This window comes from Gulosibacter macacae (assembly GCF_003865375.1).
GTDB classification, from domain to species: Bacteria; Actinomycetota; Actinomycetes; order Actinomycetales; family Microbacteriaceae; genus Gulosibacter; species Gulosibacter macacae.
Genome location: NZ_RQVS01000005.1, coordinates 1 through 25,552, shown reverse-complemented (window position 1 = coordinate 25,552; position 25,552 = coordinate 1). Strand labels below are relative to the sequence as shown.

Genomic DNA, 25,552 nt, shown 5'->3' with positions numbered 1-25,552 from the left:
CTACACTGACAGCGTGCAGTCCATCCCATCCTGGCCGGCCCCCGAGGTTCCGCACCTCGCTGGCTCGCCCGTACCGGTCTCGCTTTACGACACGGCGCTCGGCGTCGTGGCACCGCTGGAACTTGACGGGAACACTGCCCGGCTTTACGTCTGCGGCATCACGCCCTACGACGCCACCCACCTCGGGCACGCCGCCACCTATCTCGCATTTGACACGCTCGTGCGGGCCTTGTTGCAGGCGGATGCGAACGTCGAGTATGCGCAGAACGTCACCGACGTCGATGACCCGCTCTTCGAACGCGCCGCCAAGGTGGGGCGTCCGTGGGATGAGATCGCCATTGAGCAGACCAACCTTTTCCGCTCCGGTATGACCGCGCTGCGGGTTGTGCCGCCGCGCGACTATGTGCGTGTGCAAGACGTCACCGAAGAGATCGCCGCCGCCGTTGGGGCGCTCGTCGAGGCGGGCGTTGGCTATACCGTGCCGACCGACGACGCCGAGGGCGATGGACTTGATGTGTACTTCGATGTCGCAGCCGCGCAACAGGCAGGTGGCTTCGAACTCGGCTCGATGAGTCACTTCTCGCCCGAACAGCTCGCTGCCGCCTTTGTCGAATTTGGCGGCGACCCCGATCGTCCCGGTAAGCGCAATCCGCTTGACCCGCTCCTCTGGCGCGCGGCTCGCGAGGGGGAGCCCCGCTGGCCGTCACCGGTTGGCGAGGGTCGTCCCGGCTGGCACGTCGAGTGCGCCGTGATCGCCACGGGTGCGCTCGGTAAGAGCGTCACACTGCAGGGTGGCGGTCGCGATCTGCGCTTTCCACACCACGAGATGACCGCCGCGCACGCCACCGCCATGACCGGCGAGCGGTTTGCTGATCGCTACGCCCATGCGGGCCTCGTCGCCTATGACGGCACAAAGATGTCGAAGTCGCTCGGCAACCTCGTGCTCGTCTCGAAGCTCACCGCAGCTGGCCACGACCCGGCAGCCGTGCGCCTCGCCGTGCTCGCGCATCACTATCGCGAGGATTGGGAGTGGCACGACGCCGACCTCACACTCGCCGAGAATCGACTCAGCCGTTGGCGTGCGACCGCGATGCGGGCGCGTGATCTCGAGCAGGCGGCTGATGGGGCAGGCCTCGTCACTCAGATGCGCGAAGCCATTGCCAACGACCTCGACACCCCGGCCGCGATCTCGATCGTCGACGAGTGGTCGGAGCAGGCCGAGCCGAGCGCTGAGGTCATTGCTGCAGTGGATGCACTGCTCGGTGTCGAGCTCTAGCTAGCGCGTCGGTTCCTCGCCGTCCTCATCCTCGTCGTTCGACGTTGATTCGCCCGAGACCGCGAGAAACTGTTCGAACTCCGCGGCAATCGCGTCACCGGTCGCTGCCTCTGAATCGACCACATCCCGAGTCTCTTCGAGGTAGCGCACGTAGTCGGAAAGCTCGTCATCCTGCTCAATGAGCCCGCTGATGCGCACCTGCCATTCTTCCGCCTCGCGCACGAGCTGCTTGCGATCGATCGCGAGCATGAGGAGTTCCGCGAGCGCATCCACGAGCGCCAACTCGGCCTTGGGGGAGGGCGACTCAATCGACGTTGAATAATGCGGCACCGAGGCCCAGAGCGACATCACTCGGATGCCCACCGCTCGCGCTTCCTGCGCAATCACCGACATGACGCCGGTCGGCCCCTCATAGCTCGGCGCCTCGAGCCCAAACTCGTGCTGCACCTCCGGGTCTTCGCTCGTGCGGCCAACGCGAATCTCGCGCGTGTGCGGGGCATCGGCGAGCAGTGCCCCGACGAGCACGATGTTTTCGATCTGCTCGAGACGGCACACGTTGATCACCTCGGACACGAAGGTGCGCCAACGCAGCGAGGGCTCTTGTCCCGCCATTGCGTACACCTGTGACGACGACCCCGGGGTCGGTCCGACGATGAGCGCCTGCGGAAACTCGATGACGCGTTCGCCATGCTCATTCGTCGTGACCTGCGGCCGGGTGGCCGCATAGTCGAAGTAGATTTCGTCGTCGAGCCGCACCACAAGGCGCTCAAGTTCAGCAGTCTCGACAACCTGACTGATCGCCCCGCTGGCGGCACCGCCCGCGTCGCTCCATCCGCGTAGCCCGATCACGAGCGTGCGGCCTGAGGCGAACAGTGGTCGGCGCTGGGTGGTCACCGGGGAATCTCCTTGAGTCGACGAAGGACAAAGCCGAACCGAGTAGAACGGACGGGTTGATCCAGCCTACGCGTCCGCGACACGTAGACTGATGCCCTATGAGCACCCGTACCCCGGGTGCCGTTCTGTGGGATATGGACGGCACCATCGTCGACACCGAGCCCATCTGGCTCGCGGCTCAGCAGGGACTCATGCAGCGCCACGACCTGCCGCCACTCACCCCCGAACACGACGAATTGCTCGTTGGGGCATCGATGGAGATGTCGGCTGATCTGTTTATTTCGCTCGGCGTGCCCATGAGTAAGCGCGAGATCATCGATTCGATTCAGTTCGAAGTAGCCGACCGCATCCGCGAAGGAGTCGAGTGGCGTCCCGGGGCTCGCGAGCTCCTCCGCGATCTCTCGGCCAATCGAGTTCCGACGGCGCTGGTGACGAACTCCGGCCTCGGCATTGTGCAGGCGGTCCTCGAGATTCTCGACGATCACACGTTCGATGTGATCGTCTCGGCCGACGACGTCGAGCATGGCAAACCGCATCCCGAACCGTTCTTGACGGCAGCGAAGCAGCTCGGCGTCGACACCCGCGACACCGTGGCCATCGAGGACTCGATTAACGGCCTCGGTAGCGCCGTGGCCGCGAACTGCGTTGTTCTCGCCGTGCCACATGCGGTCGCAATTGCACCGCGACACGATTTGATCGTGCATCCGACCCTGCAGGGAGTCGGCTGGGCCGAACTCTCGCAGCTGTTCGCCGATCACCTTGACCGCAGATTTCCCCTCGAAGGCGCTGACCGAAAGCCGAGTGCATGATTCCCGCCCCACCCTCTGGACCATTTCGCGCCGGCGATCGGGTGCAGCTCACCGGCCCCAAGGGCCGAATGAACACCGTCTGGCTCACCCCGGGCGAACACTTCCACTCAACCCACGGTTCGATCGCGCACGATGCGCTCATCGGCGCACCCGACGGCTCGGTCGCGGTCTCCACAACGGGGTACGAGTTCTTGGCGCTGCGGCCACTGCTCGAAGACATCATCCTGTCGATGCCGCGCGGTGCCGCGATTATTTATCCGAAGGATGCGGCGCAGATTCTCGCGAAGGCTGATATCCGTCCCGGGGCGCGCGTCGTTGAAGCCGGCGTTGGGTCGGGTGCGCTTTCGCTCTGGATTCTGCGGATGCTCGGCGGCACGGGCTCACTCACGAGCTTCGAGCGTCGCGAAGAATTCGCCGAGGTGGCTCGCGGGAATGTTGCGAGCGTGTTCGGCGGCGAGCCCGAGAACTGGCAGGTGGCCATCGGCGATCTCGCCGAGGCGCTCCCGCGTGAGTGCCCGGATGGCACGGTCGATCGGGTCGTGCTCGACATGCTCGCGCCGTGGGAATGCCTCGATGCCGTCTCGGCGGCACTTGTGCCAGGCGGCGTCCTCTGCTGCTATGTCGCTACCGTCACCCAGCTCTCGCGCGTGGCCGAAGCAATTCGTGCGACCGGCCGCTTCACCGATCCGCAGGCCGACGAGACCATGGTGCGTGGCTGGCACGTCGAAGGGCTCGCAGTGCGCCCCGACCACCGCATGGTCGCGCACACCGGGTTCCTCCTCACCGCACGCCTGCTCGCACCCGGCACGACGCTGCCAGCGAAGCAGCAGCGCGGCTCGAAAAACCCGGGCACTATCGACGATGTTGAGGCCTGGACTCCGAGCGATGATGACCGCTGGAGCGAGGATGCCGTCGGCGCGAAGCAGGTGAGTGACAAGGTGCTCCGCAAGCGCAGCCGTCAGGCCCAGCGTGCCGCCGAACACGCCGAGTCCCAAGGAGTACCGTCGTCCAACGTCGAGTCGGCACCGGCAACTGACACAATGAGCGATGCCGACCCACGGGTCGACGAAGCCGAATTCATTCAGGGCACCGCCAAACAGGAAGCCGAGAGCAACGAGTGATCCGCGCCAACCGTTCCATCCGACTCGCTCGCGTCGCCGCCGCCACGGCCGTCGCTGCACTGGCGCTGGCGGGATGCTCGCAGATTCCCTCGAGCGACAACACGACCGCCTGCGAACCGACGACTGCCTTCGCCGTCGAGCGCAGTGGCGGCGGGAGCGGCCCTATGGTGACCGATGATGGCGTGGCCGTGCTCACGGTCACCCTCGTGGATGCGGCGGGCGAAGTCATCGTCGAAAACGAGCCCGTAAGCCCCGGCCAAGACGGCAAGCCGTCGCCCATTCGGGTTGCGGCATTGCAGCCCGGCATCATCGACCTCACGCGCTGCGCAACCACCGGCGAGACGGTGAGTGCCGCGGTGACGAACACGCAACTCTTCGGTGAAGAGTATGTCGCGCAGACGGGTCTTCCCGCCGACGACCAGCAGCACCTCACCGTGACCGTGAACAAGGTCTACCACTCGGCAGCCTCCGGCCGAATTGCCCCGCAGCTCAGCGGCATTCCGGCGGTCGTGAATGCGCCCGGTGGCGGTGTCGGTGTGACCATGCCGAAGGAAGCCGCACCGACCGAACTTCGCAAGGCACTCACCATTGAGGGCTTCGGTGCTCCAATTGCCGATGGTGACCTCGTAGTGACGCACCTCAGCACCTTCACGTGGTCGGATGGCACGGCGCATTATTCGAGCTGGGATGAACCGGGCGCCGTGCCCTACGTCGCGGCAACCGCGCTCGACAATTTCTACGGAGCTGCCGCGCAACTCGTTGGCGTGCCGATCGGTTCGCAGGTGGTCGTCGTCGTACCGGCCGCCCAGATTCAGCAGCAACCGGGCCCGTTCGGCCCCATGTTCGGCAATGGCGACGCAGTGGTGTTTGTCTTTGACGTGCTCGGCACGCTCTAATCGCGCGGTAGTTCAGGAGATTTGACGTGAAGAAGTTTGACCGAACTGGTACCCGCCGTGCGCTCAACGCAGTTGCTGCGGCCGCCGCGATCGTACTCGCGATTTCCGGCTGTGCCGCGGGTGCGCCCGGGCCGACGGCGGGAACGACTGCGGGGGCAACCTCGCCCTCACTTGAGGTGGTCTACGATGGCGCCGCGATCACCGCGACCTCGGTGTCAGACAACTTCGGCGCTGAGCCGGAAGTCACTCTGCCGGACGCCGCACTCGTGGGCGACAAGATCGAGCGCCGCACCATCGTCGAGGGCGCCGGCGAGCAGATTAACGCCGACTCGACCGTGGTCATGAAGTTGCTCGTGGTCGACCTCGGCACCGGTCAATCGGCTCAGCCGTACGGCTATCTTGGTGCGAACGTCGGCCTCAACGATCCGCAATTGCCCGGTTATGTAGCCGCCATGGTGAACGGCGCGACCTCGGGCTCTCGCATCGCCGCGATTGTTCCCGGCGAGGTGCTCCTCGGTAGCGCCACCACTCAAACCGAAGTACCGGCGTCGCTCTTCGTCATTGACGTGCAGTCCATCGCGCCGGCAGCTGCTGCCACTGGCACCCCGATGGACCCGACGCAAGACCTCGTGGTCGTATCGCAGACGCCGGGTAAGCAGCCAGAAATCACGGTGAACACTTCGCCCGACGCGCCAGCGGAGCAGGTCATCGACGTGGTGTTGCAGGGTAACGGCGCGACGGTAAAGGAAGGTGACCTCGTCACAGTCCAGTACACCGGACTCCTCCTCAGCGACGGCACCGAATTCGACTCGAGCTGGAGCCGCGGCGGTATGCCTTCCTCGTTCCCGACGACGGGTGTCGTGCCCGGCTTCGCGAACGCACTCGTTGGCCAGCAAGTAGGTTCGCGCGTCGTCACGGTGTTCGGCCCCGACCTCGGCTACGGCGAGAGCGGCACGGGCTCGATTCCTGCGGGCTCGACGCTCGTGTTTGTCGTCGACATCATCGACACGATGTAGCGAGCGGCCATGGCCACCTCCAATCGACCGGTCGCTGCGAGCGACGAGCGGCACATGCACCTCCTCATGCGCTTGCTCGATGCATCCCGACCGCTCACGAGCGACGAGATCTTCGCGACCGTCGAGGGCTATCGTGCTGAGCGCGGCGAAGATGCGCCGACCCGTTCCACGCTCGAAAAGCGTTTTGAGCGCGACCGAAAGTCACTGGCTGAGTTCGGCATCATCGTCGATTCGGTGCCCGATCCGATTGCGCCTGATGACCGCGCCCGCTGGCGATTCGCGCTGAGTCGCGATGAGTCGGCAGCGCGCACTATCGAACTCACTGCCGAGGAGACTCTGCTCGTCGACCAGGCAACGAGTATTTGGGCAGCGAGCGATGTGGCGGGGCTCGCGCGCCGTGCCTATCTCAAGTTGCTCGCCACGGGCGATTCGGGGGTGAGTGCGGCGCGGTCGATGCCGAGCACCGCGATTTCCACCGATCCGGCATTTACGGCCCTGCACGAGGCAATTGCAAACCGTCGCCAGGTCGAGTTCGACTACGTCAACGCCGGTGCCGAGTCAGCACTACGCCGCCACGTTGTGCCGCTGCGCCTCGTCGTCGTCGACGGCCGCTGGCTCTGCAATGCGCACGACCTTAAGCGGGATGCGGAGCGCAATTACCTCGTGAGCCGCATCGTTGGCGAGGTGGCCGACGCGGGGGAGCGTACCGACTCACTTGTGGCGCGCACTGATCTGCCGCGCGTGCTTGCGGAGCTTGCCGCATCCCAGCCTGCCCGACTTGCGGTGCGCATCGGAACTGACGCTGAGACGCGATTGCGCCAGCGCGCCAGTTCGATATTGGTCGACCCGGTAGCTTCCGAGTCAAGCGGCGAGTGGCTCGAGCTCGAGGTGCCCTCGTGGGATCACGAATTACTTGCCGACGACCTGGCCGCGCTGAGCACGCAGGTGCGCGTGCTCGCGCCAGACTCGCTCGCGGCCGCCGTTCGCCGGCGACTTGAGCGGATGCTGCACGCCCACCGCGAGCAGCCGGAGCAGGCGCAACCGGGGCGTGAGGAGACGGCACATGGCTGAGCCAAAGATTGATGCGCTGCTGCTCGCCTCAGTGCTCGATGTGTTGCGCGGCCACCCGCACGGCCACGACCTCGCCTCACTCGCCGAGCGCTTCGGTATGAGTACGGCGCGGATGCGTTCGGTCATTGAGTTTCTCTGGACCGTTGGCGTGCGCGATGAGCAGGGTTTCGATGACCCAAGTTCGATGTTCGACTTCGACGCGGAGGCCCTCGACGACGATTGGGTGCGTCTCACCCACGATCCGGTGCGCACTGCGCCGACGCGGTTTACCTCGGCCGAGCACGCCGCGGTGCTCACGGGGCTCTCGGTCTTGCGGGCGAGCGCCAACGCCGAAGAAGCCGCGCGCATCGATGCTCTCGCGGCCAAACTCACTGGCGTCACAAGCGAGACGCATGAGTCCGCGCCTGGCGCCGGTCGCAGTGTTGACCGCTGGCTCGAACCCATCCGCACCGCCCTCGAGCGCGGCGAGCAATTGCGCATCCATTACCGCGGTGAGTTCGCCGATGCCGGCCGTTGGCGGCAGGTCGACCCGCTGCGACTCGAGGTGCGCGGCGCGAGCACCTATCTCAACGCCTGGTGTCACGAGGCGCGTGAGCCGCGCTGGTTCCGCACCGATCGCATCCGCGACCTGGAACGCACCGAGTTGCCAGCCGGCACGCACACCGAGTCGGAGCGCGCGCGCCCACTCGAAGTGCGCAAGGCCTCCGGCCCCGAAGTCGATCTCGCGGTCGCGCCGAGTGCCATCGCACTCATTCGCCCGTACCTTGCCGGTAAGCCAGTGCCCGAACCCGACGCTGACGGGATGGTGCGCATCCGCGTGAAATTGCGCGCCACCGGCGTTGCCGTGCGCCTTGCGGCCGAACAGGCAGGAGCCATCATTGTCGAGGGCCCGGCCGAGGTGCGCAACGAGGTGGCGAAGTGGGCCGAGGCCGCACTCGCCGCCCTTGACGATCCGGCGGGCGACCCGGAGGCAGCGGGCTCCGCGAGTGCCGAGCCGGCGCCAAACCCGAGCGCGTAGACTTGGCCACTATGCCGTGGTGGTCGTGGGTACTCATTTGGACAGGACTTGTCGTCCTGCTCCTTGCCGTGCTCGTGCTCGGAGCGATCTGGCTCTACCGCAAGGCCATGGCCGCCAGCGCCGAGTTCGACCGACTTGAACAGGTGCAGGCCGAGTTCGCAAGCCTCGCGGAGCAACGCGTCACGCCGTATCAGCCACGCAAGATCGCACTGCTACGTGACCTCGACGACGTGCAACGCGAACGCGATGCGCGTGCGGAACGGCGTGATGAACGCCGCGAACTCCGCCGTGAAGCTAAACTTGCGCGCGCGCATGCGCTGACGCACGCCGACCCCCATCAGTACGCGTTCGTCGCGGAGCTGCACCCCAAGAAGGGATAACCATGCCATTCGGAAACCTCGGTGGATGGACCGGACTCATCCTCATCGTCATTGTGCTGCTCCTGTTTGCAGCGCCGAAGTTGCCTTCGCTCGCGAAGAACCTCGGCCAGTCGATGCGCATCTTCAAGCAGGAGATGAAGTCGATGAAGACCGATGACGCGTCGACGACCCCGCAGGTCGCACCGCCCGCCGCAGCTCCTGCCGCTGACCACTCGGCCCCCGCGGCACCCACCGCCCCGGCAACTCCGTCGGCAGAGCAGGTGCGTAGCGACGAGCCCGACGCCGGCACCGCGCCTAAGAACTAGGCGGCAACGTGGCGGATACGCCGCGCAAGCAGCCGCGCAAGAAACGTCGCAAGTATTCGCGGCGCGAAAATCCCGAAGGCCGGATGGGCCTCGTCGAGCATGCCATCGAGTTTCGGGATCGCTTCATCATTTGTTTGGTCGCCGTGGTGCTCGCGATGGTCGCCGGGTTCTTCCTCACGGGTCCCGCGCTCGACATCATCCGTCAACCCATTGAGACCCTTCAACAAGCCCGCGGCTCGAAGGTGTCGATCAACTTCTCGAACGTCACCACGGCATTCGACCTGCGCATGCAGATGGCGCTCACCCTCGGCATCGTGATCGCGTCGCCGGTCTGGCTTTACCAGCTGTGGATGTTCCTCATGCCGGGGCTCAAGAAGAATGAGCGTCGCTATGCGCTCGGGTTTCTCGGTGCCGCGATCCCGCTCTTCCTCGGTGGCGTGGTCGTGGGCTTCTGGGTGATGCCCCGCATCGTCGAGGTCATGACCGGCTTCGCGCCGGTCGAAGACACCGTCTTCTACGACGCCAAGACCTATTACTCATTCGTACTCACGCTCTGCATCGCCGTGGGTGTCGCCTTCGTGGTGCCGGTCATCCTGGTGATGCTCAACTTCGCGGGCGTACTCGCCGGCCGCACGATCTTGCGCGGCTGGCGCGTTGCCGTCGTGGCCTCCGCCTTCTTCGCCGCACTCGCAACGCCCGCGGCCGATGTGCTGAGCATGTTCTTGCTCATGCTGCCGATGGTCGCGCTCTACTTCATCGCGGGCGGAATTGCCCGCCTCAACGACCGACGCCGCGAAAAGCGCATCGCCAAGCAGGATGCCGAACTCGAAGCCGAACTCAGTAGCGGCACCGCCACACCGATCGCAGGGGAGTGATCCGCATGCCGAGTCCGTCCGAACGCTATGCCCAGGCGGCTCGACGAGCACAGCATCCACAGCTTGACCTGTTTCGCGCGGGCCAGCGCTTCGATCTCGACCCCTTCCAAGAGGCGTCGTGCGAGTCGCTCGAGGCGGGTCGCTCGGTGCTCGTTGCCGCACCCACGGGTGCCGGCAAGACGATCGTGGCCGAGTTTGCGGTGTTTCTCGCGATGCGCGAGCCGCACGCAAAGATCTTCTACACGACGCCCATCAAGGCCCTGTCGAACCAGAAGTACAACGAGCTCGTCGCCGAATACGGGGCGAGCGAAGTGGGCCTCCTCACCGGCGACACAAACATCAACCCCACCGCGCGCGCGGTTGTAATGACCACCGAAGTGCTGCGCAATATGCTCTACGTCGGCAGCGATCTGCTCTCAGATCTCGCCTATGTGGTCATGGATGAGGTGCACTACCTTGCCGACCGTTTCCGTGGTGCGGTCTGGGAAGAAGTAATTATTCATCTGCCGAGCGAAGTGCGACTCATTTCACTCTCGGCCACGGTCTCAAATGCCGAAGAGTTCGGCGATTGGCTGCAATCGGTTCGTGGCGAAACCGATGTCATCGTCTCGGAACACCGACCGACCCCGCTCTACCAGCACGTACTCGTCGGCTCGCACCTCTACGACCTCTTCGCAGGCAAGGGTGAAAAGCGCCAGGTGAATCCCGAACTCGTGCGCGCCGTGCAGGGAGCGCAGGGTGGTCGGCGCTCGCGTGGACGCTCGCAGCATCCGGGTAACCGCCTCGATCGCGGACCGTTTGTCGAGATGCTCGACGATGCCGACCTGCTACCCGCAATCTTCTTCATTTTTTCGCGAGCCGGATGCGATGACGCCGTTCGCCAGGTCGCCCGCTGGGGTGTGCAACTCACCTCGAAGGCCGAACGCGACGAGATTCGCTGGATCGTCGATGAGCGTTGCCGCACCCTGCTCGATGAAGATCTCGGGGTGCTCGGCTATTGGCAGTGGCGGGATGCGCTGGAGCGCGGCATCGCCTCACATCACGCGGGATTGTTGCCGGTGTTCAAAGAAGTCGTGGAAGAACTCTTCCAGCGCAAGCTCGTCAAGGTGGTGTTCGCCACCGAGACGCTGGCGCTCGGGATCAATATGCCGGCGCGTGCGGTCGTGCTCGAAAAGCTTGACAAGTTCAACGGTGAGTCACGGGTGCCAATCACGCCGGGGGAGTACACGCAACTCACCGGCCGCGCGGGACGTCGCGGCATCGACGTTGAGGGTCACGCCATCGTGCAGTGGCGCGAGGGCGTGCAACCCGAGGCCATCGCGAACCTCGCCTCGCGCCGTTCCTACCCCCTCAACTCGTCGTTCCGACCCACCTACAACATGACGGTGAACCTCATTGACTCGTTCGGTCGGGAACGCACGCGCGTGGTGCTTGAGTCATCGTTTGCCCAGTTCCAGGCTGATCGCGCCGTCGTTGATCTTGCTCGCAAAGTGCGCCAGCAGCGCGAAGCGCTCGAGGGCTACGCCGAGCCAATGTCGTGCGATCGCGGCGACTTCCTCGAATATTCGGGCATTCGTCGTCGCCTCAGCGAGGTGGAGAAGCAGCGCATCGGCGGTGAAGAGCACGGCTCGCACACCGCCCGCGAGCGCCGCAGCAAGGAGCTTGCCGAGCTGCGCGCCGAGATGAAGGCGCATCCCTGTCACGATTGCCCCGAGCGCGAGGATCACGCGCGCTGGGCCGAGCGCTATTGGCGACTCAAGCGCGACACCGATCGACTCACCGATGAGATCTCGCGCCGCACGGGTGCGGTTGCCAGAGTGTTCGATCGGCTCACGGAACTCTTGCTCGGCCGCGGGTATCTTGCCGAGCCGAAACCGGATGCTGACGGCACCGCGGAGCGCACCGGCGATGAGCTTGTGGTGACGGTGCACGGTCAGTTGCTCAAGCGCATTTTCGGCGAGCGCGACCTGCTTGTCGCCGAGTGCTTGCGTCGCCGCGTGTGGATCGACTTGGATGCTCCGCAGCTCGCCGCCATGGCCTGTGCGCTCACCTTTGAGTCGCGTCGCGGTGAGGAAAACCCGCCGCAGGGACACCTGCCGAAGGGTACCTTCCGCACGGCGCTCGCACGGGTGGAAGAACTCTGGGGCGAGCTTGACGAGCTCGAAGACCAGTATCAGGTGCCGCGCACGAGCCCGATTGCCACCTCGCTTGCCCCGGCAATGTTCAAGTGGGCGAGCGGCGCACCGCTTGATCGCGTGCTCGAAGATGCTGAGCTTGCCGCGGGTGACTTCGTGCGCTGGTCAAAGCAGACGCTCGACCTCCTCGACCAGATTTCGACCGTGGCCGATGGTCGCCTCGCGCGCACTGCTCGTGACGCCGGTGATCTCGTACGTCGCGGCATCGTCGCCTACTCCGGTGTTGAGGGCATCAACGGAGCGCTCACGTGACCGAAGCGCCTCCGCGCGCACTCGACTGGCCAGCCGCCATGGCGGCAACGCTTGCTGGCGCGCTCTTGCTCGCGGCCGCGTTTCCGGGCCTCGGGCTCTGGCCGCTCGCGCCCGTCGGTGTGGCGTTCATCCTCCTCGGGATGCGCGGTCGTCGTCCCACAGGCGCGGCGGGTCTCGGGTTCATTGGCGGGCTCGCGTTCTATCTCGGGCATGTGCAGTGGACCTCCGAGTTTCTCGGCGCAGTGCCGTGGCTCGCGCTCTCGACTCTGATGGCGCTGTGGTGGGCGGCCGGGCACGCCCTCATTGCCGCCTGCTATCGCCGGGTGACGACCGGCCTTGGCTGGTTACCCGTCGCGGTCGCCAGCGTCTGGTCGCTCCGCGAGCTTCTCTCGTCGACCGTGCCCTATGGCGGTTTCGCCTGGGGGCGCGTAGCCCAATCACAATCGGCCGCGCCCTGGGTCGATCTGGTGTCGTGGGTGGGGTTGTCGGGACTGAGCTTCGCGCTCGTCTGGCTCGCTGCCTTCGCCCTTGAGCTGGTGTTGCGGCCGGGGCTCCGGGCGGCCTGGCTGCCGCGCGCCACCGCACTCGGCCTCACGATTACCGCACTCATTGCCTGGCCGCTGTGGCCCACGCAGTCAACGGGCACCGTCCGCATCCTCGCCGTGCAGGGTGATACCCCGGGAGCGAGCTATTTCATTCCTTCTGAGCCCGGCGAAATCGTGCTCGCTCACGAAGCGGTGACGCGAACGGTGGATGCGGGGGAGCAGCTTGACCTCATCCTCTGGCCGGAAGGTTCGGTCGATGTCAGCCCCGTGTATTCGCCGGTGGTCGCCGACCTCTTCACTGCCCTCACGCGTGACTACCAGGCGCCGCTCCTGGCGAACACCGTCACCGTGATCGGGGAATGGGGCGAGCCTGGAACGGAGTATTTCAATAGCCAGTTCGTGTGGACCACTGAGGGTGGGTTCGGCGAGCAATACGACAAGGCGCATCCGGTGCCCTTTGGTGAGTACGTGCCCGATCGTGACTTCTTCATGTCGCTGGCACCAGATCTCGTCGGCATGATCGGCCGCGAGTACACGCCCGGCGCCCGACCGAATGTGCTCGAGATCGACGGTGTGCGCTACGGGGTGTTCATTTGTTACGACATCGTCGATGACCGGCTCGTGCGTGAGGCCGTTGCGGGTGGCGCTCAGGTCTTGCTTGCGCCGACGAACAATGCTGACTTTGCGCGCACGGATGAATCGGCGCAGCAGCTCGCGACGGCGCGATTGCGCGCGGTGGAGACGGGGCGGGCGCTGGTACAGGCCTCGACTGTGGGCTGGTCAGCCGCCTATGGGCCGGATGGTGCTGAGCTTGCCGCGCTCGAGTGGTATGAGCCGGGAGCGTTTGTCGTCGAGGTGCCGCTCGCAAGCGGCACGACGCCAGCCGCGGCATTCGGGGAGGTCATCGAGCGGGTGCTGGCGGGGCTTGGACTAGCGATCTTGCTTGCTGGGCGGGGACGCACTTCGAGAGCCTCAGTGCGCGCGCAGTAGGAGCCTCAGCGCGCACGACTGCGCACTGAGGCCCTCGAAGTGTCGTACGACCGACGCTACTTCTTCGCCGCTGTCGACTTCGCAGCCTTCGCCGCCTTCGCGGCAGCCGCCTTCTCAGCAGCGGTCTGCGCGCGGGGACGGCCAGCGATGTCGTGCACGATCGGTGCTTCGTCGGCGCGGCCGGTGGTCTGCGGCTTACCCGCAGTCGGCTCGCGACGCTCAGCGGTGCCGCGACGCTCGCGCAGGTAGTCGAGACGAATCTGCAGCACCTCTTCGAGTTCTTCGCGGGTGCGACGCTCGAGCAGCATGTCCCAGTGCGTACGCTGCGGCTTCTGCTCGGGTGCCTCGTAAGGGACGAGGTCGCCTTCGTCGTCAAGCAGACGGCCTTCGTCGCCGGTCTTGGGCGAGTCCCACACCTCCGGCGCTTCAGCATCGGCGGCAAAGGTAACGACGAATCGCTCACCCGCCTCGGTCTGGTAGGTGCGGTACTGGTGGTCGACGAGCACTACGCCCTCGTCACTCTGCAGGCTCTGCGCCCCAAGGCGCATGCCGCGAAGGCTACGATCTGCCATCGCTCGGGCTCCCTTCGATCGGCCGGGATGCAGTGGCACACGTCCGGCGATCAGCTCACTTAATCTTCGCGGGCTGCGAAGTCACAGTTCTTGTCTACCGGTCAACGCTTGGGAATCCCGTCCTATTCCGGGCGATCCGCCTGAGTAATTGCCATGGCCCGGTCAACTCGGTCGGTCACGATGCCGTCAACACCGAGATCGAGCAGGGCCCGCATCTCGGCCGGATCGTTAATTGTCCACACGTGCACCTCGCGCACGTGGCGTTTGAATGCGGCGATCCGCCGCTCGGTGACGAGGTTGATGCGGCCGAATTTCGGCGGAATCTGCACGGCGTCGCACCCCTCGAGCGCCTTCGCCAAGGCTCGCTCGTTCTTGCGTTTGTCGGCCCAGATTGCTCGCAGCACCTGGCGCGACGAGGTGCCGTGATGCGCATTCGGCAGGCGTTTGCGCAACGCCGCAACCGTGTGGTCTTGAAATGCGGTGACGAGCACCCGCTCACAGGCGTTCACCCATTCGAGGGCATCGGCGACCGCGGCCACCGCCCGATCATCCTTGACATCGATGTTGAATGCCGCGTTCGGCACTTCCCAGAGCGCCTCAGCCACTGTCGCAATCGTGTGGCCATCGCGAGTTCGATCCTGCAATTGCGCGAGCGAGAGCGAGTCAATCCGCGTGCGCGAACCATCCCAGCGTTCCAAACCCGGGTCATGCCAGAGCACCGCGACGCCGTCCCGGGTGACATGTGCATCCGTCTCGATATGGGTGACCCCGAGCGAAACCGCCGCATCAAACGCCGCGATCGTGTTCTCCGGCGCATCGCGAGCATCACCGCGGTGCGCAAGCACGCGCGGGGGAGCGGGATCGAAATAGCTCACGACTCCAGTCTGCCGTGAATTCCCCGCCGTGTCGCTAGACTCGCGCTATGGCAACTGCTACTCCTAACCCGCTCGCCCCCGGCTCACTCGACGGCAAGCGCGCACTCGTCACCGGCTCATCTCGCGGCGTCGGCGCCGACACTGTCCGCTACTTCGCCGATGCTGGCGCCAAGGTCGTCGTCAACTTCCGCAACAAGGAAGCCCGTGCGGTGAAGCTCGTTGATGAGATCACCGAGGCCGGCGGCCAGGCAATCGCCATCGGAGCCGACCTCACCGACAATGACTCGGTCGAGGCGATGATCGCCGCGATCAAGGCCGAATACGGCGGGCTCGACATCCTCGTGCTCAATGCCTCGGGCGGTATGGAGTCGAAGATGGGCGAGGACTACGCGCTGCGACTCAATCGGGATGCACAGGTCGGCATGCTCATGGCCGCGCGCGAGATCATGGAGCCGGGTTCGCGCATCGTGTTCGTCACGAGCCACCAGGCCCACTTCATCCGCGAAACCCCGACCATGGATGCGTACGAGCCGGTCGCGCTTTCGAAGCGCGCTGGTGAAGATGCCCTGCGCGAACTCATCCCGAGCCTCGAGGCCGATGGCATTGAGTTCGTGGTGGTTTCGGGCGACATGATCGAAGGCACGATTACCGCGACGCTGCTCGAGCGCCTCAACCCTGGCGCCATCGAGGACCGCCGCGAACAGGCCGGCAAGCTCTACAACGTCGCCGAGTTCGCCGCCGAGGTGGCGCAGGCCGCCGTTGACCCGGTCCCTGCCGACAACACTCGCCTCGTGGGGGATGTGTCGAGTTTCACGGCGAACTAGCCCACTCGAGTGCTGAGAGGCCCTCGAAGCCCGGTTGATCCGGCGCTTCGAGGGCCTCAGCGCGCGAAGGGAAGCGCTCAGCGCGCGAAGGGTAGCGCTCAGCGCACGAAGGGGTGCCGACTATTTTTCAGCGTCGTGGAGCTGGCGTGCGATGCGGTCGATTGTGCGCTGATCACTGAGATAGTCGTCGAGCGCTGCGAGCAAGTAGCGCCAACCGTCACGACACTCCGCCGCAATGAGTTCAGCGTACTTACCGTCAGGCAGGCCCTCTTCAACGATGCGCACGCGGGATTTGTGCTTGAGCTGGCTGACAATGATCGTCACCGAAGAATCAAATCCGCGCGGCTCTGAGTGGATGCGTAGCACCACTTCTTGGCCGGGTTCGAGGCGCGTGACGCGCCCGACCGCGATGCGAGGCCGCTTCTTGTGCGGTCGCGGCGTCTGCACGCAGTAACGCGCATCCACCCGCGAAATGAACTCAAGTGAGGGCCACCATTCGCTGACATAGCGGTGTTTGGTGAGCGCCGCCCAGACCACATCAGCGCGCGCAGTGAATCGCACCGATATGTCGAGCGAGGGGGTATAGGGCATCTATCGGGGGTGGAGCGGCCGGGCCGCCCGCCACGGAGCTCGCGGGCAACAGATCAATCAATGTGAGAACGCATGGGGATGGGTACACAAACGCCCCCGGAGAAACCTTCCGGGGGCGCGAAGTGCGTCGACGCGAGGCGCCGGCCGGGGAGCCGTTACTTGCGGCTGTGTCCCGTGAGCTGCCACGGGATGAAGAATGCAAGGCAGTTGAGGAGCACACCGGCGCAGAACACGAGGAGGCTCATCATGTCGGAGTCCATGTGGAAGGCAAGCGGGTAGCAGGCGATGCCGGCCGCGAAGACGATCAGGCAGCCGATGGCGATGAGCACGCTCACAGGGTTTCTCCCAACTAGACAGGTGCAGAACTTCGTGCTGTCACAGCACTGTTCAGCATCCTACGCGATTTTCACAGCCGGATGCGCCAGAGCCGACTTGCGTGTCAAGACCGTATTTCTTTGCGCCCAGAACCAAAAACATTAGTTCCATTTGCACGCAGATCCATATACGATGTGGTCTAAGTGGAATCACGGCGAGTGCTTGCAAGGATTGACTTGTATCGCACCATCCCGATTCCGCCCGACACACAGAGATGTGTGGCGAAGCATCCAATCGACTTGCCGTCCACAACGAAGAGGAGAGGCATCCGTGCTGTTCCACGAACACGGTTATGTGTCCACTGACCCGCGAATCAAGCCTGCTGCCGGATACGGCGTCGACCGCGCCACCGATCTGCCCGACGAAATGGACGTGCTCATTGTTGGCACCGGCCCCGCCGGCATGCTCGCAATGGCTCAGCTTTCGGTCTTCCCGAACATCAACACCCGCGTGATCGAGCGTCGCGAACAGCGCCTCGAGATCGGCCAGGCCGATGGCATCCAGGCGCGTTCAGTTGAGACCTTCCAAGCCTTTGGTTTCGCCCAGGAGATCATCAACGAGGCCTACCACCTCGCCGAGATGGCCTTCTGGAAGCCGGACCCCGAGAACCCGACCCACATCATCCGCACCGCGCTTTCGCCCGATGACCCGGCGAACGTGAGCGAATTCCCGCACCTCATCGTCAACCAGGCGCGCGTGCTCGACTACTACGCCGACTTCTCGAAGCGTCAGCCGGGCCGCGTTGAGCCCGACTATGGCGTGAAGTTCCTCGGTCTCACCATGGACGATGGCTCCGAGTACCCGGCCGTCGTTGACATCGAGTACACCGCCGGCCCCCGTAAGGGTGAGACCCGCACGGTGCGCGCCAAGTACGTGCTCGGCGCTGACGGCGCCCACTCGCCGGTGCGCGAAGCGATTGGCGCGAAGCGCCAGGGCAAGATCTCGTTCCACGCCTGGGGTGTCATCGACGTGCTCGCCACGACCGATTTCCCCGACATCCGCCGCAAGTGCGCGATCGCCTCGCACGATGGCGGCAGCATCCTGCTCATCCCTCGCGAAGGTGGGCACCTGTTCCGCATGTACGTCGACCTCGGCGAACTCGCGGAAGACGACAACCACGCCGTTCGCTCAACGCCGCTTGAGTCGGTCATCGCCCAGGCGAACGCGATCCTCAACCCCTATTCGATCGACGTCAAGGACGTCGGCTGGTGGAGCATCTACGAGGTTGGTCACCGCGTGACCGACCGCTTCGACGACATCTCGGAAGAGCGCACGCACCTCGAGCCGCACGTGTTCATTGCTGGCGACGCCTGCCACACCCACTCGGCCAAGGCCGGTCAGGGCATGAACGTGTCGATGCAGGATGGCTTCAACCTCGGTTGGAAGATCGCCCACGTGCTAGAGGGCCGCAGCCCCGAGTCGCTGCTGCGCACCTACAACGGTGAGCGCCAGGTCATCGCCCAGAACCTCATCGACTTCGACCTCGAATGGTCGGCGATGATGGCGAAGAAACCCGAAGAGTTCGCGAGCCCCACCGAGCTCGAAGACTTCTACCAGTCGACCTTCGAGTTCCCGGCTGGGTTCATGACCCAGTACGAGCCCTCGATGATCACCGCCGAGGCCAAGTACCAGGATCTCGCCACTGGCTACACCGTCGGCAAGCGTTTCCGCTCAGCCGAGGTGATTCGCGTCTGCGATGGCACCCCGCAGCACCTCGGTCACCTGCGTAAGGCTGACGGCCGCTGGAGCGTCTATGTCTTCCCGGGCAAGGCTGACGCCGAGTTCCAGGACTGGGCGAAGTGGTGGAGCGAGGGCGAGAACTCGCCGCTCAACGTGCACAACGCCCCAACCGATGACGAGGCCGCGTTCTTCGACGTCAAGGTGGTCTACGACGACGACTACTCGGGCATCAACCCGATGGAAGTTCCCGAGGCCTTCCGCCCGAAGGTGGGGCCGTTCCAGCTCACCGACCTCAACAACATCTTCGGCAAGGGCACCTCATGGCGCCACGAGGCCGACTTCTACGCGGAGCGCGGCATTGCCGACACCGGCGTCGTGGTTGTCGTGCGTCCCGACCACTACGTCGCGAACGTGCTGCCGCTCACGGCCAAGGATGAGCTCGCGGAGTTCTTCGCAGGCTTCCTCAATGACCGTCGTGGCGAGGCTGGCGAGCTCGAGACCGCTGGCCCGGTCGACCTCACGGTCGAGCGCTCGAAGGTTTCGGGCGAGTAGTTCGCTGATGCAGCGATAGCCGCAGGAAGGTGGGCCGGTGCGAAATTCGCATCGGCCCACCTTCCTGTTGTCGCGGCCGTGCTAGGTGGTCGTGTTGAGCGCAGCCTCGTCACTCCAGGCGGCGCGAACAGCGTCGAGCACATCATCGAGTTCGAGCGCCCGCCGTCGTGCATCCCGAACAAGCTCGGAAACCTGGCGGGCAGTTGCGGCGCTGATTCGGGTGGCGTCCGCGGCGACTCGGGTGCCTGCTCCGCGGCCGGTCACCACGAGCCCATCCTGCTCGAGCATGCGGATCGCCTTGGCCGCCGTACCGTGCGCAACATTGAGATCGCGGGCCGTCTGCCGCACGGTTGGCAGTCGTTCTCCGGCACCAAGGCGACCGGTGGCGATGAGGCTGCGGTAATGGCGATAAATCGCCGACGCGGGCCCAACCTCGTTGCTGAGATCGGTGGCGGGCGTGGGGGAGTCCCGGCCTGGTGCGGTCATGCCTCGGTCACCGCTGCGGCCGCCGGTGCGAGCACTGCTCGTCGCCGAATGACTCCGGCAGGTGCGAGTACGAGCAGGCCAAGCAAGACGCATCCCGCAATCGTCGGGATGCCCGCCAGGCTGCCAATCATGCCCGCGATTTCGGGTGCACCCCAACCGGTGCTCACCGGCACATCGCCAATGGTGGGATTCGCCATGGCCGCCGTATGACCAATGAGCCGCCAGGCCTCGCCCAGTGCGAGCAGCGCCGCTCCCGAAGCGAGCAGCAGCACGCCGCGAGCCCGCTGAGTGCGCTCGTTTCGTTCAACCTCGGCAGTTTCGGGTTTCCGAAACGGCCGCGCCGCATCGAGCTGCAGCATCCAGACGACGACTACCGCGAGGATGACGAGACTGGCAAGGACAGGCAAGCCATAGGCCCAACCAAAGAAGGTCGGTCGCATCGGATCAACGTCGGTATTCGGCACCGGCACATCCAAGTGGACGAACTGTCCCTGTTCGTTCGCACTTGACGCCAACCCGGCAACGACGATGGTGATGAGCAGCACGGCCCCGGCGAGCACCGGGAGCCAGGTGTTCGGTGCGGTGGCAAACGTCGCGAAATCTCGCCTGGCGGTCGGCGCCGTTGGCACCTCCGGTGTCGCAGGAAGGCTCCGCACGAAGACGAGCAGTGCGGCAACGACCAAGGCGGCCCCCATGAGCGGTAGCGCGTACTGCCACCATTCAATCATGGTCGCGAGGTCGACTACGAGATGCGCGACGCCGGCTTCGAGGGTGATCGCAATGAACACGGCGAGCGCACCGATACGCAGGATGCTGAGATCGGCTCGACCGCGCGTGGGAAGGGGCCGGGTGGCGATGAGCACGCCGATGATCACGAGCGCGGCGAGCACGGCAGCGACGGCGGGCTCGGCCGTGATGCCGAGTAGCTCGACCACTGGGCTTGGGGCGGCGATGGCGAGTGGTGGCGTGGGCAGCATTCGATCCCTCGAGTCATAGTGGTGTGCCGCGACCCTAAGCACGGCTACTTGTGTCATCAGAATGCAACATCTTGTTACATTGCACAAGAACAAGAATCTGGGAGATTACCGCGACACGTGGTTGACTAGCGCAGTGACTGCATCCTTGGCTCAGCGACGACAGCAGGTACTCGGCGGCACCTACCGCCTGTTCTACGACGAACCCGTTGAGGTCGCGAGCGCATCGGGGGTCTGGGTCACAGATGTTGCGGGCACTCGACTCCTCGATGCCTACAACAATGTGCCAGTGATCGGGCACTCCGACCCCGAGGTCGCGGCCGCGGTGCAGGCCGAGTTGCTTCGGGCGAACTCCCACACCCGCTACCTCGATCGCGAGGTCGTCGACTATGCCGAACGCCTCCTTGCGCGCTTTCCCGCGCATCTTGATCGGGTTGCCTTCACCTGCTCGGGGAGCGAGGCAAACGATCTGGCCTTGCAACTCGCCACACACCTCACCGGCCGCCGCGGCATCATCGTCACCGAGCACGCGTATCACGGCACAACGGCCGCGGTGCGCGCGGTCTCGCCGAGTCTCGTGACGCTGGCCGGCGTTGCCGATTATGTGGTGACGGTGCCGATTCCGCGCGATGGCTCGGATGCGGAGCGTGCTCAGGAATTTGCCGCCGCGGTCGACCGAGCCGTCGCGGAACTCTGCCGCCGCGGGCTCGAGCCAGCGGCCATCCTTGTTGATACCGCCCTCACGAGTGATGGCATCTTTGCACCGGCCGCGTTCGTCAGCGAGGGCATTCGACGGGCCCAAGCCAGCGGTGCCCTGTTCATTGCCGATGAAGTGCAGGCCGGTTTCTGCCGCACCGGCCAATGGTGGGGATTCGAGCACCTCGACGTCGCGCCCGACCTTGTGACGCTCGGGAAACCGATGGGGAACGGCCTGCCAATTGCCGCAGTCGTCGGACCCGCCGCATCCTTCGACTCATTCGGGGCCGAGTATCGCTACTTCAATACCTTCGCGGGTACCGCAGCACCGATCGCCGCCGCTCGGGTAGTGCTTGACCGCCTCGGCGCGAACGACACGCCTGTTCGCGTGAATGCGCTGGGGGAGCGGCTTCGCTCGGGGTTCGCGCAGGCGGCCACGGATGCGGGGGTCGGTGCGCTGGTGCGCGGGGCTGGCCTCATGGTCGGTGTGGATTTCGCGGTTGGTGGCGTGTCGCCGTCGCGCGCCGCCGAGTACGTCCGTGAGCTCGTCAATGAGCTACGACGTCGTGAGGTGCTCGTGAGTCACACAGGCGCGCATGGCGAGGCGCTCAAGATTCGCCCGCCGCTCGTGATCGATGAGGCAGAGATTGATGAGCTGATTGGTCGATTCGCTGCGGCGCTCCTCGCACTGCCACGGCTTGCAGGAGACGCAGCATGAGCACGATGCCCGCTCCAGACTTCCCGCTCGAGGTGCTTCGCGGCACGATTGCGCAGCGCTACGGACTCACGGTCAACGAGCCGCAGAATCTGCCGGGCGAATATGATCGCAATCTGCGCTTTGTCGATGATCAGGGGCGCATCTGGGTCGCGAAGATCAGCGCACTCCAGGCGGTGAAAGCAGTTGGCTGGCAGGCGCTCCTGCTCGACCATCTCGAAAACGCGACGCTCGATTGCGATGTGCCGCGCATCCTGCCTGCGCTTGACGGTGCCCGTCACGTGGCGGTGAGCTACGACGGCAAGCGCGGGCTGCTGCGAGTGCAGAGTTGGGTGGAGGGTGTGCCGATGCGGCATGCGCCGGTGCCGGGGGAGCAGCTGCTGCGCTCGATCGGGCGCGTCTCGGCGATGCTGACCTCGGCCTTGGCTGATGTCGAGGCGAACTCGACACCGCCGCGGCACCACTGGCTCGTCGAAGACTCGCTCAATTCGTTCGACACGGTGGTGCCCGAACTCGAATCGGAAGCGCTCGCCGAGCGGCTCGAGCCCGTGCGTGCAGCCTTCGCTGCCATTATGCCGATCATTCCGACGCTGCCGCGGAGTGTCGTGCATCAGGATCTCCACGATGAGAACCTGCTCGTTGATCCGATTGCCGAAGAAGTGGTCGGCGTCATCGACTTCAACGACTCCTTCAACACAGTGCGCGTGGCCGACCTCGCGGTCGCCGGCGCCTACGCGATGCTGCGACAGGATGATCCGGTCGCCGCCCTCGCGCAGGTTGTAACCGGGTATCTGCAACGTCGATCACTCACTGCCGACGAACTCGCGGCATTGTTGCCGATGTCAGCGATGCGACTTGCCATCAACGCCGCCACCTGGGCGGTGCGCAGTGCCGAATCTGGCGAACCCTATGCCGAGGATCGCTCAAAATTCACGCGCCCCACGCTTGAACGATTGCTCGACGAGGGGCTCGACTCCGCATCCGAGCGCCTGGCAACCCTCATCAAGGCTGCTATCGATCCGGCCGCCGTGTCGCTTGAGGGTCGCAGATTCGTCGCCGCCGAAAACTCGGCGACCGGCCAAGTCGGCGACGGCACGGTGTTTCATTATCACGAGGCCGACAACATGGTGTGGGCCGACTACGCGGGCGGCGCCATTCGCCGCGGTCGACTCATCGGCACGCGCAATGGTGCCGAACTCGACTTTCGCTATGTGCACCTCGATAACGCCGGTGTCACGTCAACCGGCCACTGCACGTCAACGCTCGAGGTTGATGTTCGGATCCGCCTGCACGAGACGTGGACCTGGGAGTCGAAGGAAGGGCAGGGCACGAGCCTGCTCATCGAACTCGTGGACTGAACGTGTCTATGGTCGGCGACTCAGCGCATCCAGTCACCCAGTGCGCCTTCAAGCGCGCCGAGCGCCGTGTCAATGAGCGGGAACCGCTCGGACTCGGGGTAACCGCGTTCAGCCCAGTGCCGGCAGGCATCGCCGACGAACCCTGACCAGGCGGCCAGCGCGTAATCGTGCCGGGCCCAGCCTTCGGTGGGGCCGAGGATGCGTCGAAGCTCGTTGGCGGTGCGGGCGCGCGCTTTGGCGCGTACTTCATTCGCTGCCGCGGGTTCGTCACCGGCAGCGAGCATGGATGGACGAGCCTCGACACGCTCGAGGAGCACGAGCAGGTGCGCGCGCACGCGATCTCGGGATGCGGAGTTCGGGTCGAGTGCTCGCTCGGCGGCAAGTTGGGCACGCAGGAGGAGTTCGAGTTCGAGTTCGACCACCGCCGCGTAGATACCAGCCTTATTGCCAAAATAGTGGAACACCAGGGCGGGGGAGGCGCCGGCTGCTTCGGCGATCTGTGCGACCGTCACGGCTGAATAGGTGGCGCCGGCAAACACGTCGACGGCCGCAGTGAGGAGTTCATCGCGGCGCTGGTCGACATCGAGGCGCTGGCGTGGCGCGCGAGCCTGGGGTGCATCCATGCCGTTCAGTGTAGCCCTATTGATATTGCGTCAACAGTGGTGTTGACTTGGAATCAATAGCAATTGAGTTTCGATCAACAGGGGAGTCGGGAGTGAGTCTGCTCGATCACGCAATCTGGTGGCAGGTGTATCCGCTCGGTGCCTGCGGTGCACCCATCCACGATCGCGATGGTGCTGATGCGGGACACCGCCTGCGGCGACTCGACGCGTGGCTCGACTATGCGATCGAACTCGGATGCTCAGGGTTGCTGCTCGGACCGATCTTTGCGTCGTCGTCGCACGGGTACGACACGCTTGACTATTTCCGCATCGACGCACGCCTCGGCGACGACGCTGATTTCGATGAATTTATGTCACAGTGCCGTGCGCGAGGGCTGTCGGTGATGCTCGACGGTGTGTTCAATCACGTCGGCAGTGCGCATCCATTAGTTGCTGAATCACAGGCCCAGGGCGGGGGACTCGTGCAGATTCGTGACGGCCAGCCCGCACCCTGGGAAGGCCACGGCGACTTGGCGTTGCTCGATCACCGAAACCCAGCAGTGGCTGACCTCGTGGTGGAAGTGATGCTGCATTGGTTGCGTCGCGGTATCGCTGGCTGGCGGCTAGACGTTGCGTATGCCGTGCCACCGGAGTTTTGGCGTGAGGTGCTCAGTCGCGTGCGCGCGGAATTTCCTGAAGCGCTGTTTCTGGGCGAGGTCATCCACGGTGACTACGAAGCCATCGTGCACGAAGGAACGCTCGACTCGGTCACGCAATACGAGCTTTGGAAGGGGATTTGGAGCTCAATTGCCGACTCGAACTTCTGGGAGCTTGCCTGGGCGCTCGAGCGTCACCAGGAATTCAGTGAAGAGTTCGTGCCCCAGACCTTTGTCGGCAACCATGATGTGACGCGCATCGCGAGCGAAGTTGGTGATGCGGGCGCAGCGCTTGCTGCTGCAGTGCTGTTCACGGTGCCCGGCATGCCGAGCATCTATTACGGAGACGAACAGGGTTTCCAAGGCGAAAAGGGCCATGGGCGCGATGCGGATGCGCCGTTGCGGCCAGCGTTGCCAGCCTCGCCAGCAGAACTTGGCGCTGATGGCTGGTGGCTGTATCGGCTGTATCAACAGCTCATTGGTTTGCGTCGTCGGAACGCGTGGATCGCGCGCGGCAAGCTCGAAGTGCTAGCGAAAGACAACGAGTGGCTCGAGTACGTTGTGCGCGGCGAGGCGCACGAGCTGCACGTGCGCCTCGAACTCGGTGACGTACCCAGTGCCGTGGTGAGCGTCGACGGTAGCCAGTCGTTCAATTGGGGCGCATCTCAGTAGCGCATCTCAGTAGCGCAAGGTCGCACGTCCGCGCCCCGATGCGTCATCCGATAATGCACATTATGTCATTCTCTAGTCTGCGTATTGCATCAGATGAATCACCACGGTCCCCCGGGCGACATGGTGCTGCGAGACGTCTGGCGAGGGCTCTGACCTGCGCAGATGCCTCTCCGTACACGATGTCGAGCAGCGGTAAGGCGCCCGGGGCTGTGCGTGGACGCGTTTGAGCCGGTTACGCAGACAGGCTCTGTTGCAAAAATCGTGAAGCTTGAGCATGCTTG

25 protein-coding genes are annotated in these 25,552 nt (G+C 64.8%); 17 read left to right on the top strand and 8 right to left on the bottom strand.

What is annotated here, in order from left to right; all coding sequences use genetic code 11:
• Positions 1-22: 22 nt before the first annotated feature.
• Complete coding sequence (gene mshC / locus EG850_RS04960; protein WP_124971295.1) at positions 23-1,276, top strand: cysteine--1-D-myo-inosityl 2-amino-2-deoxy-alpha-D-glucopyranoside ligase; 1,254 nt, start codon at positions 23-25, stop codon at positions 1,274-1,276.
• Here the strand turns inward: mshC and EG850_RS04955 are convergent, their stop codons facing one another.
• A complete protein-coding gene (locus tag EG850_RS04955; RefSeq protein WP_124970870.1) occupies positions 1,277-2,170 on the bottom strand; it encodes a proteasome assembly chaperone family protein in 894 nt (297 codons plus the stop codon).
• Between the two features lie 98 nt (positions 2,171-2,268).
• Here EG850_RS04955 and EG850_RS04950 point away from each other — a divergent pair, with 98 nt between their 5' ends.
• From EG850_RS04950 to lnt, 11 genes are read left to right on the top strand one after another with little or no spacing between them, the layout of a single operon-like run.
• Positions 2,269-2,979: an HAD family hydrolase gene (locus EG850_RS04950; protein ID WP_124970867.1), complete on the top strand. Its 711-nt coding sequence runs from the start codon at positions 2,269-2,271 to the stop codon at positions 2,977-2,979.
• Positions 2,976-4,100: a tRNA (adenine-N1)-methyltransferase gene (locus tag EG850_RS04945; RefSeq protein WP_124970864.1), complete on the top strand. Its 1,125-nt coding sequence runs from the start codon at positions 2,976-2,978 to the stop codon at positions 4,098-4,100. Before EG850_RS04950 ends, EG850_RS04945 begins: the two co-directional genes overlap by 4 nt.
• Positions 4,097-4,996: a hypothetical protein gene (locus tag EG850_RS04940; protein ID WP_124970861.1), complete on the top strand. Its 900-nt coding sequence runs from the start codon at positions 4,097-4,099 to the stop codon at positions 4,994-4,996. The genes EG850_RS04945 and EG850_RS04940 overlap by 4 nt, the downstream gene beginning before the upstream one ends.
• 26 nt (positions 4,997-5,022) lie before the next feature.
• Positions 5,023-6,012: an FKBP-type peptidyl-prolyl cis-trans isomerase gene (locus EG850_RS04935; protein ID WP_124970858.1), complete on the top strand. Its 990-nt coding sequence runs from the start codon at positions 5,023-5,025 to the stop codon at positions 6,010-6,012.
• A gap of 9 nt (positions 6,013-6,021) precedes the next feature.
• Positions 6,022-7,083 carry a helix-turn-helix transcriptional regulator gene (locus EG850_RS04930; protein ID WP_124970855.1) on the top strand — a complete coding sequence of 354 codons (1,062 nt, stop codon included), beginning with the start codon at positions 6,022-6,024 and terminating at the stop codon, positions 7,081-7,083.
• Positions 7,076-8,101, top strand: coding sequence for a helix-turn-helix transcriptional regulator (locus EG850_RS04925; protein ID WP_124970852.1), 1,026 nt, complete (start codon positions 7,076-7,078; stop codon positions 8,099-8,101). The genes EG850_RS04930 and EG850_RS04925 overlap by 8 nt, the downstream gene beginning before the upstream one ends.
• An 11-nt stretch (positions 8,102-8,112) precedes the next feature.
• A complete protein-coding gene (locus tag EG850_RS04920; protein WP_124970849.1) occupies positions 8,113-8,481 on the top strand; it encodes a hypothetical protein in 369 nt (122 codons plus the stop codon).
• Positions 8,482-8,483: 2 nt separating this feature from the next.
• Positions 8,484-8,786 (top strand): twin-arginine translocase TatA/TatE family subunit, encoded by a 303-nt coding sequence (locus tag EG850_RS04915; RefSeq protein ID WP_124970846.1) that lies wholly within the window; start codon positions 8,484-8,486, stop codon positions 8,784-8,786.
• A gap of 8 nt (positions 8,787-8,794) precedes the next feature.
• On the top strand, positions 8,795-9,661 hold the full coding sequence (tatC, locus tag EG850_RS04910; RefSeq protein WP_235829213.1) for a twin-arginine translocase subunit TatC: 867 nt from the start codon (positions 8,795-8,797) through the stop codon (positions 9,659-9,661).
• Positions 9,662-9,666: 5 nt separating this feature from the next.
• Entirely contained in the window at positions 9,667-12,108 is a 2,442-nt protein-coding gene (locus tag EG850_RS04905) for a DEAD/DEAH box helicase (RefSeq protein ID WP_124970843.1), read from the top strand.
• Positions 12,105-13,643, top strand: a complete 1,539-nt coding sequence (gene lnt, locus EG850_RS04900; RefSeq protein ID WP_124970840.1) for an apolipoprotein N-acyltransferase — start codon at positions 12,105-12,107, stop codon at positions 13,641-13,643. The genes EG850_RS04905 and lnt overlap by 4 nt, the downstream gene beginning before the upstream one ends.
• Positions 13,644-13,699: 56 nt before the next feature.
• On the opposite strand, the gene EG850_RS04895 is transcribed toward lnt, so the two are convergent.
• Positions 13,700-14,215 carry an RNA polymerase-binding protein RbpA gene (locus EG850_RS04895; protein ID WP_124970837.1) on the bottom strand — a complete coding sequence of 172 codons (516 nt, stop codon included), beginning with the start codon at positions 14,213-14,215 and terminating at the stop codon, positions 13,700-13,702.
• A gap of 122 nt (positions 14,216-14,337) precedes the next feature.
• The gene (locus tag EG850_RS04890; RefSeq protein WP_124970834.1) at positions 14,338-15,090 is read right to left on the bottom strand and encodes a glycerophosphodiester phosphodiesterase family protein; all 753 of its coding nucleotides are present in this window, start codon (positions 15,088-15,090) and stop codon (positions 14,338-14,340) included.
• A 47-nt stretch (positions 15,091-15,137) separates the two neighbouring features.
• On the opposite strand from EG850_RS04890, the gene EG850_RS04885 reads away from it, so the two are divergent.
• Positions 15,138-15,914 carry an SDR family oxidoreductase gene (locus EG850_RS04885; protein WP_124970832.1) on the top strand — a complete coding sequence of 259 codons (777 nt, stop codon included), beginning with the start codon at positions 15,138-15,140 and terminating at the stop codon, positions 15,912-15,914.
• 120 nt (positions 15,915-16,034) lie between these two features.
• On the opposite strand, the gene EG850_RS04880 is transcribed toward EG850_RS04885, so the two are convergent.
• Together EG850_RS04880 and EG850_RS04875 are read right to left on the bottom strand one after the other, a co-directional pair.
• Positions 16,035-16,505 carry an SRPBCC family protein gene (locus EG850_RS04880; RefSeq protein WP_124970829.1) on the bottom strand — a complete coding sequence of 157 codons (471 nt, stop codon included), beginning with the start codon at positions 16,503-16,505 and terminating at the stop codon, positions 16,035-16,037.
• 155 nt (positions 16,506-16,660) lie between these two features.
• On the bottom strand, positions 16,661-16,840 hold the full coding sequence (locus tag EG850_RS04875) for a hypothetical protein (RefSeq protein WP_124970826.1): 180 nt from the start codon (positions 16,838-16,840) through the stop codon (positions 16,661-16,663).
• A gap of 310 nt (positions 16,841-17,150) precedes the next feature.
• Here EG850_RS04875 and EG850_RS04870 point away from each other — a divergent pair, with 310 nt between their 5' ends.
• Complete coding sequence (locus EG850_RS04870; RefSeq protein WP_124970823.1) at positions 17,151-19,112, top strand: FAD-dependent monooxygenase; 1,962 nt, start codon at positions 17,151-17,153, stop codon at positions 19,110-19,112.
• 81 nt (positions 19,113-19,193) lie between these two features.
• Here the strand turns inward: EG850_RS04870 and EG850_RS04865 are convergent, their stop codons facing one another.
• Together EG850_RS04865 and EG850_RS04860 are read right to left on the bottom strand one after the other, a co-directional pair.
• Positions 19,194-19,598 carry a GntR family transcriptional regulator gene (locus EG850_RS04865; protein ID WP_124970820.1) on the bottom strand — a complete coding sequence of 135 codons (405 nt, stop codon included), beginning with the start codon at positions 19,596-19,598 and terminating at the stop codon, positions 19,194-19,196.
• On the bottom strand, positions 19,595-20,575 hold the full coding sequence (locus EG850_RS04860) for a hypothetical protein (protein ID WP_124970817.1): 981 nt from the start codon (positions 20,573-20,575) through the stop codon (positions 19,595-19,597). The genes EG850_RS04865 and EG850_RS04860 overlap by 4 nt, the downstream gene beginning before the upstream one ends.
• A 133-nt stretch (positions 20,576-20,708) precedes the next feature.
• On the opposite strand from EG850_RS04860, the gene EG850_RS04855 reads away from it, so the two are divergent.
• Positions 20,709-21,986 carry an aspartate aminotransferase family protein gene (locus tag EG850_RS04855; RefSeq protein WP_185714947.1) on the top strand — a complete coding sequence of 426 codons (1,278 nt, stop codon included), beginning with the start codon at positions 20,709-20,711 and terminating at the stop codon, positions 21,984-21,986.
• On the top strand, positions 21,983-23,341 hold the full coding sequence (locus EG850_RS04850) for a phosphotransferase (protein WP_124970812.1): 1,359 nt from the start codon (positions 21,983-21,985) through the stop codon (positions 23,339-23,341). The genes EG850_RS04855 and EG850_RS04850 overlap by 4 nt, the downstream gene beginning before the upstream one ends.
• 20 nt (positions 23,342-23,361) lie before the next feature.
• On the opposite strand, the gene EG850_RS04845 is transcribed toward EG850_RS04850, so the two are convergent.
• Positions 23,362-23,964, bottom strand: coding sequence for a TetR/AcrR family transcriptional regulator (locus tag EG850_RS04845; RefSeq protein ID WP_124970809.1), 603 nt, complete (start codon positions 23,962-23,964; stop codon positions 23,362-23,364).
• A gap of 92 nt (positions 23,965-24,056) precedes the next feature.
• Between EG850_RS04845 and EG850_RS04840 the strand changes: the two genes are divergently transcribed.
• Positions 24,057-25,271 (top strand): alpha-amylase family protein, encoded by a 1,215-nt coding sequence (locus tag EG850_RS04840; protein WP_124970806.1) that lies wholly within the window; start codon positions 24,057-24,059, stop codon positions 25,269-25,271.
• The last annotated feature ends 281 nt before the right edge of the window (positions 25,272-25,552 follow it).

What these genes read in the sequence shown, in the direction of transcription:
- EG850_RS04845 (WP_124970809.1), bottom strand. Translation starts at nt 23,964, where the DNA reads ATGGATGCACCCCAGGCTCGCGCGCCACGCCAGCGCCTCGATGTCGAC.
- EG850_RS04865 (WP_124970820.1), bottom strand. Translation starts at nt 19,598, where the DNA reads ATGACCGCACCAGGCCGGGACTCCCCCACGCCCGCCACCGATCTCAGC.
- EG850_RS04860 (WP_124970817.1), bottom strand. Translation starts at nt 20,575, where the DNA reads ATGCTGCCCACGCCACCACTCGCCATCGCCGCCCCAAGCCCAGTGGTC.
- EG850_RS04850 (WP_124970812.1), top strand. Translation starts at nt 21,983, where the DNA reads ATGAGCACGATGCCCGCTCCAGACTTCCCGCTCGAGGTGCTTCGCGGC.
- EG850_RS04915 (WP_124970846.1), top strand. Translation starts at nt 8,484, where the DNA reads ATGCCATTCGGAAACCTCGGTGGATGGACCGGACTCATCCTCATCGTC.
- EG850_RS04945 (WP_124970864.1), top strand. Translation starts at nt 2,976, where the DNA reads ATGATTCCCGCCCCACCCTCTGGACCATTTCGCGCCGGCGATCGGGTG.
- EG850_RS04920 (WP_124970849.1), top strand. Translation starts at nt 8,113, where the DNA reads ATGCCGTGGTGGTCGTGGGTACTCATTTGGACAGGACTTGTCGTCCTG.
- EG850_RS04895 (WP_124970837.1), bottom strand. Translation starts at nt 14,215, where the DNA reads ATGGCAGATCGTAGCCTTCGCGGCATGCGCCTTGGGGCGCAGAGCCTG.
- EG850_RS04880 (WP_124970829.1), bottom strand. Translation starts at nt 16,505, where the DNA reads ATGCCCTATACCCCCTCGCTCGACATATCGGTGCGATTCACTGCGCGC.
- EG850_RS04930 (WP_124970855.1), top strand. Translation starts at nt 6,022, where the DNA reads ATGGCCACCTCCAATCGACCGGTCGCTGCGAGCGACGAGCGGCACATG.
- EG850_RS04885 (WP_124970832.1), top strand. Translation starts at nt 15,138, where the DNA reads ATGGCAACTGCTACTCCTAACCCGCTCGCCCCCGGCTCACTCGACGGC.
- EG850_RS04925 (WP_124970852.1), top strand. Translation starts at nt 7,076, where the DNA reads ATGGCTGAGCCAAAGATTGATGCGCTGCTGCTCGCCTCAGTGCTCGAT.
- EG850_RS04950 (WP_124970867.1), top strand. Translation starts at nt 2,269, where the DNA reads ATGAGCACCCGTACCCCGGGTGCCGTTCTGTGGGATATGGACGGCACC.
- EG850_RS04905 (WP_124970843.1), top strand. Translation starts at nt 9,667, where the DNA reads ATGCCGAGTCCGTCCGAACGCTATGCCCAGGCGGCTCGACGAGCACAG.